The following is a 5729-nucleotide window of genomic DNA, read 5'->3' as shown; positions in this document are numbered from 1 at the left end:
TCCCTGGCCTCTGGCCAGCCCTTGGGCAAAACCCAGCGGCCAGTATCGCGGCTGGTGATCAGCATGATTTCGACGCCGTCTCCCGCGTCGCGCCAGGGCAGGGCGGCAACCTGCAGGCGGCACGGCGCCGTGCCGAAGAGCCGTCGGACCCTTTCGGCCAGATGATTGTGTGTCGTTGGCCTCGTCAACATCGAAGAAGCTAGCCCCAGCCTCCGGAATCGTTTGCCGTCTCACGAATCTTACGGCTAATTGTCGGCAATAAAAGTAAAAAATTTCATTCGCCTGGCCGATTTCCGCCAATAGACGTCGATTTCGCTAAATATCCGGCCCTGCCGGACCTGTTTGCGAAAGCAATCATGCCCGGGTGCAAGCTGCTGGTCTGTAACAGGCAGGTAGTTGCGAATCAGCCGGCGTGGTCGTCGGCGATCGGCTTCTGGTAGGTGAAGCCCATGTCCCACGGGAAATAGATCCAGGTGTCCTGGCTGACTTCGGTGACGAAAGTATCGACCAGCGGCCGGCCTTTCGGCTTGGCATAGACGGTGGCGAAATGCGCCTTGGGCATCATCGCGCGCACGATGCCGGCCGTCTTGCCGGTGTCGGTCAGGTCGTCGATGATCAGCACGCCGGCGCCGTCGTCGGCGAGCAGGGCAGGGGTGATCTCCTTGAGGACCTGCAACTGCCCCTGGCTGGTATAGTCGTGATAGGAGGCGACGCAGACCGTCTCGATGACGCGGATGCCGAGTTCACGCGAGATGATCGCCGCGGGGACCAGCCCGCCTCGCGTAATGCAGACGATCGCTTTCCATTGTCCCTTGTTGGCGCCGGCAAGCCGCCAGGCGAGCGCCCGGGCGTCGCGATGGAATTGGTCCCAGGAGACCGGAAAGGCTTTTTCGGGAAGGGACATGTCGCGCACTCCACAGCACGCGGGGATCGCGCGCAGGAAAACAGGGGAATGCGCGCGGAATTAGCTGGAAAGCCCCCATCTTGGCAAGAGCAAGGGCCTTGGCAAAGGCAAGGGCCAGCGATCGCTGTGGACCTACCGCGACAGGAAGGCTGCCACCGGCGCAGTGCGCAGCACGCTGCGCGTCACGCCGCCGAACAGAAGCTGACGCAGCCATGAATGGCTGTAGGCGCCGAGCACCAGCAGATCGGCGCCGGTTTCCGCGATTCTGGTCTGGATGATGTCATCGACCGAATTGCCGCCCGACTGCTGCACCGAGACGCTGACGGTGGCGCCGTGGCGCGACAGCGCCGACGCGATTTCGGCGCCGGCGGCCTCCGGGCTGTCGTCGAGCGTTTCAGGAGGGTCGATAACCAATATGTCAGTCTTCTCGGCTTCGATGATGAAGGGCAGCGCGTCGAAGGCGGCCCGCGCCGCTTCCTTGCTGCCGTTCCAGGCGAGCAAGACGCGTTTGAAGGTGGTGATCAGCGGACCCTCGTGCGGCACCACCAGCACCGGCCGGCCGGCATCGTAGACCAGCGTGTCCACGTCCGCGCTGGAATCGCCGCCCGTTTCGCGCTGCGCCGCTATGATCAGGTCGGCGGCCCGCACGCTCGAAATCCCGGTCAGCGCGCTGTCACCCGAAAAGCTCTCAAGGCTTCGCCACTCGAAGGAAAGACCGGAATCCTCGATATGTCTGAGAAACAGCGCCTTTAATTTCTCGGCCCGTTCCCGGTTCATATCTGCCGAAACCTGCAGGAATTCGGTGTCCGGAAAGCCTGTGGCCGAGGTGTACGGCACGGGAAGTGTTTCGGCATGGATGCCGACCAGATGGCTCTGGAACCGGGTGGCGAGCGGAATGGCGCAGTCGAGCACGCGCTCGGCGTCCTGCTCGTTCTGCAGAATGGCGACGATGGTTTTGAATCGCATGACAATCCCTCGATTTACGAGCTGGCGAACTCGTGCCGGGGAAACGTTGCAGCGTCGTGCTTTGTTCCGGTCTGGACCAGATCAGCCGGGATTGCTGGCGAAGCCGGCGACCATCGCCTCGACGTCGGCGCGGGCGGCGTCCAGCGCCTCCTGGCTGCGGGCACGCACGACCAGCTCGGTCCAGAACTTGCCGTCGCCATATTTCGGGTAGGAGCCGATGATCGTATCGGGATGCGCTTTCTGGATATCACCCAACGGCCCGCCGATGAGGCCTTCGCCGAACGGGCAGGGCACGGTCGCCGAAAGCATCTTCGTGCCGGCCTTCAGCGTCGGCACGACATTGTCGAGCATGGCCTGGAAAATCGATGGCACGCCGGCCATGACGTGGACGTTGCCGATGCGGAAGCCAGGTGCGACCGACACCGGATTGTCGATGAGATCGGCGCCGCGCGGCATCCGCGCCATGCGCTTGCGGGCCTGCGTATATTCGATGCCACGCGCGGCATAGCTTGCTTCCAGCATCGCATAGGCCCGGGCATCGTATTCGCAAGGCACGCCAAAAGCCTTGGATATGGAATCGGCCGTGATGTCGTCATGCGTCGGACCGATGCCGCCGGTGGTGAACACATAGGTGTAACGGCTGCGCACGGCATTCACCGCGGCGATGATCTCGTCTTCCTCGTCAGGGACGACACGCACTTCCTTCAGGTCGATGCCGATCGCCGTCATGATGTCGGCGAGATGGCCGATGTTCTTGTCCTTGGTTCGGCCGGACAGAATCTCATCGCCAATGACGAGCATGGCGGCGGTCACGATTTCAGGCATGGAAGGCTCCGGCAAGGCGTGTGGCCTGGGAAGGCGAGTGATCTGAGATAGCGCGGCGCGACGGTAGCCGCAATGTCATCTTCGCGCCGCCAAGGCGAGCCGATGACGTCAAGGATCTAGGTTCGAACCGTTCGAGGGAATAGGGCACATGCAGCAATTCGTCGTCCCGGAGCGAACCGCCGCGTTCATCGAGCGCATCGCCGGCCGGGCTTTGCTGGTCAGGGGCCTCACCTGAGCCTCACGACAATTTCAAGGAACCATTCGGCTGACTACCGGGTTTTATGAGTGTCGCACCAAGGCGGCTAAGATACGGAGTGATTCAATGGTTACAAAAATTCTCGCAGCATCTGTTCTGACGATCGGTCTCGCAACATCGGCGATGGCGCAGTCACTGGACGACAGGTATTCCAACAATCGCGACTGGTGGCTATTCGGCAACAACGATCAGACAACTGTCGATCCCTATACCACGGGAAGCATCAGTGACGGCTCCGGGTTGAACACCCAAGGCAATACCGGCGCGATAGGCCCATGTGCCCACAACACGCCAGGCCCGGACGCTAACGCTGGGCAAAACGTCAACGATCAGTATTGCGGCAAATAGCCAGAACGCGATTTCCGAAAAGCGGATACCGATTTTCTGGAAAGCCATGTTCAAGGGCTAGTCCGCAAGGCCAATCGCTGGCCGCTGGCGCGTCCTCTCTCGGACGGCGCTGCGGTCGGCGCCTGCCGGACCGCTCAACATCAACGGCGAAAGCGAATTAATCTGACACTTCTGTCTGCGGCCGGTCGCGGCCGTCGGCCAGTTCTTCGTGCCATTTGCCTTCGGCGTCCTCATACTGGATGCCGTCGGTCGCTCCGGCGACCTGCTGCTCGGCCGAGGCGATTTCGGCCGCACGCAATGCGTCCTGATGCGTGGGGAACGTCTCGGAAAAGGTCGCTCCGACCTTGTAGGCCCAGCCGCCGTCATGTTCGACGATCTTGTAAGTCAGCTTCGCCATGGAAAACCTCCGGTTGAAAGGTCCGTCTGCTCAATGCAGCCGGTCGTCGGGCAGTCTGTCGTCGGGCACCAGCACCTCCGATTCCTTGGCGGCTTCAATCAGCGCCCGGCGCGCATCCGCTGTCGAACGATAACCTTCCAGCACTTTGAGGCAAGTGTCGAGGGCATCACGATGGCGCGGGCCGCGATTGAGCGGCCACACCGTCATCAGGCATTCCGCGGCCTCCTGGGCGCTGCGGATGTGGCGATATTTGCCGACGTGGCCAAGTTCGACGACGACCGGCACTTCAAAAGGTTTGTTGTCCATCATGGCCGCAACGCAAAGCAGCCAATTTGGTTGCAACCATGGCCGTCAGCCTGCGCCCAAACGTCTCAGAGGCTGTTTGAAGGCTCTACACCTGCGGTCTGCGCCGCAACCGGCAAGAATGCCCCTGAACAGGTTTCCTCCCAAGCCCAGCCACGCCCACTCCACGCCAACAGCTTGCGGACGGAATAGCAGCGGAGCACCGTCAGGCCGTCTGGAGGCAGGAGGGCGCGCGTGTCGGGAGCGCGGACCGTTCAGCCCGTCGCCTTCATCCAATGCTGCATCGTGGTCACCGAACGGGCAAGCTGCGGCGCCGGGTGGATCGTTTCGCTGAATGTGGCCGCCGCACGCCATCCCCAGCGCGGATCAGCCAGGAAGGCCCGCGCCAGCGCCACCATGTCGGCGCGGCCCTCGGTGAGGATCGCTTCGGCCTGCTTGGGGTCGTCGATCAGGCCGACGGCACGGGTCGGAATATCAGCACCCTTGCGCACCGCTTCCGCCAGATGCACCTGATAGCCGGGGCCGGTGGGCAATTTCTGCAACGGCGAATTGCCGCCGCTCGAGCAGCAGAGATAGGCAACGCCCTCGTCCTTGAGCGCTTTGGCCACTTCGATCGCGTCCGCCACGTCGAAGCCGCCATCGACCCAATCCATCACCGACAGCCGCGCGCCGAGCATCAGCTTTGGCGTAGCCTTGCGCACCGCCTTGGCGATCTCGACGACAAGACGCATGCGGTTTTCCAGCGAGCCGCCCCAGCGGTCCGTGCGCTGGTTGGACAAGGGCGACAGGAACTGGAAGATCAGATAGCCATGCGCGGCATGCAGTTCGATGAAATCGAAGCCGGCGCGTTCGGCCCGCCTTGCGGCTTCGGCGAAGCGCTCGATCAGTTGCAGGATCTCCTCGTCCTCCAGCGCGTGCGGCACGTTCCAACCGGTGTCGTAGGGGATGACCGAGGCGGAGACGGTCTGCCAGGGATCCTCATTTGGCTGCAGTGGCCCGCCGCCTTCCCACGGCTTGCGGTTCGAAGCCTTGCGGCCGGCATGGGCGAGTTGGGAGCCGAATTTCGTGCCGGGTGCGGCGACGCGTCGTGCGGCGTCCAGTGCGCGGCGGGCGGCGGCCTCATTGTCTTCGGAATAAAGGCCGAGGCAGCCATGGGTGATACGCCCGCGCCGCTCGACATCGGTCATCTCGACCGTGACCATGCCGGCGCCGGACATTGCGAGGTTCATCCAGTGATGGAGATGCCAGTCACTGGCCGAACCGTCGTCGGCGGAATACTGGCACATCGGCGCGACGGCGATGCGGTTGGGGAAGGTGAGGCCGTCGAGGGTGATCGACTGGAAAAGCGACGCTGTCATGAGAAACTCCGGGAGGGTTCGCAGCTATTTAGGCGACCGATGGCGCCTGCGCCAGACACGAGGCGGTGAAAGGGGTTCTGGACCAATCACTGACGGGATTGCCGAAATGCCGGTTCGCGGATACGCCTCGGCAATGCATGGCGCCCAAAAGTGGCCCGGTTTGGGAGAGCGACATGCATAAAACAGGAGCATAAAGCGCGACGCGCTTTTGCATGGAGACCACGATGGAAGATCGTATTCGCGTCCGTTCGGAGGAAATCCTCTCCGACGACTGGGCCGTCCTGAAGAAGACCGTCCTCGACTACCGCCGGCGCGACGGGCAGTGGGAGACGCAAATTCGCCAGACCTATGATCGCGGCGATGGTGCGGTGA

At 62.7% G+C, this 5729-nt stretch carries 7 protein-coding genes and 2 pseudogenes; 2 read left to right on the top strand and 7 right to left on the bottom strand.

The features are described 5' to 3' along the window. The 4 genes and pseudogenes from EN906_RS20745 to EN906_RS20730 all read right to left on the bottom strand — a co-directional run. Nucleotides 1-191, bottom strand: a pseudogene (locus EN906_RS20745) (NUDIX hydrolase); the annotation flags it as partial. A 212-nt stretch (nucleotides 192-403) separates the two neighbouring features. Then, nucleotides 404-904, bottom strand: a complete 501-nt coding sequence (gene gpt, locus EN906_RS20740; protein ID WP_006200882.1) for a xanthine phosphoribosyltransferase — start codon at nucleotides 902-904, stop codon at nucleotides 404-406. Nucleotides 905-1036: 132 nt separating this feature from the next. Next, nucleotides 1037-1870 (bottom strand): universal stress protein, encoded by an 834-nt coding sequence (locus EN906_RS20735; RefSeq protein ID WP_127272270.1) that lies wholly within the window; start codon nucleotides 1868-1870, stop codon nucleotides 1037-1039. 81 nt (nucleotides 1871-1951) lie between these two features. After that, a complete protein-coding gene (locus tag EN906_RS20730; protein WP_127271427.1) occupies nucleotides 1952-2695 on the bottom strand; it encodes a competence/damage-inducible protein A in 744 nt (247 codons plus the stop codon). A gap of 322 nt (nucleotides 2696-3017) precedes the next feature. On the opposite strand from EN906_RS20730, the gene EN906_RS20725 reads away from it, so the two are divergent. Then, the gene (locus EN906_RS20725) at nucleotides 3018-3299 is read left to right on the top strand and encodes a hypothetical protein (RefSeq protein WP_084016230.1); all 282 of its coding nucleotides are present in this window, start codon (nucleotides 3018-3020) and stop codon (nucleotides 3297-3299) included. A gap of 157 nt (nucleotides 3300-3456) precedes the next feature. On the opposite strand, the gene EN906_RS20720 is transcribed toward EN906_RS20725, so the two are convergent. The 3 genes from EN906_RS20720 to EN906_RS20710 all read right to left on the bottom strand — a co-directional run bounded on the left by EN906_RS20720 (nucleotide 3457) and on the right by EN906_RS20710 (nucleotide 5357). Then, nucleotides 3457-3696, bottom strand: coding sequence for a DUF2188 domain-containing protein (locus EN906_RS20720; protein ID WP_013532013.1), 240 nt, complete (start codon nucleotides 3694-3696; stop codon nucleotides 3457-3459). Nucleotides 3697-3726: 30 nt separating this feature from the next. Further along, nucleotides 3727-4005 carry a DUF982 domain-containing protein gene (locus EN906_RS20715; protein ID WP_013532012.1) on the bottom strand — a complete coding sequence of 93 codons (279 nt, stop codon included), beginning with the start codon at nucleotides 4003-4005 and terminating at the stop codon, nucleotides 3727-3729. Between the two features lie 248 nt (nucleotides 4006-4253). Next, the gene (locus tag EN906_RS20710; RefSeq protein WP_127271606.1) at nucleotides 4254-5357 is read right to left on the bottom strand and encodes an NADH:flavin oxidoreductase/NADH oxidase; all 1104 of its coding nucleotides are present in this window, start codon (nucleotides 5355-5357) and stop codon (nucleotides 4254-4256) included. A 224-nt stretch (nucleotides 5358-5581) separates the two neighbouring features. On the opposite strand from EN906_RS20710, the pseudogene EN906_RS38385 reads away from it, so the two are divergent. Further along, nucleotides 5582-5729 (top strand): annotated as a pseudogene (locus tag EN906_RS38385) (GDP-mannose pyrophosphatase); the annotation flags it as partial.

This window comes from Mesorhizobium sp. M7A.F.Ca.CA.004.06.1.1, from assembly GCF_003999135.1.
Classification (GTDB): Bacteria; Pseudomonadota; Alphaproteobacteria; order Rhizobiales; family Rhizobiaceae; genus Mesorhizobium.
The sequence above is the reverse complement of the archived record's forward strand: the minus strand, read 5'-3'. Positions and strand labels throughout refer to the sequence as shown.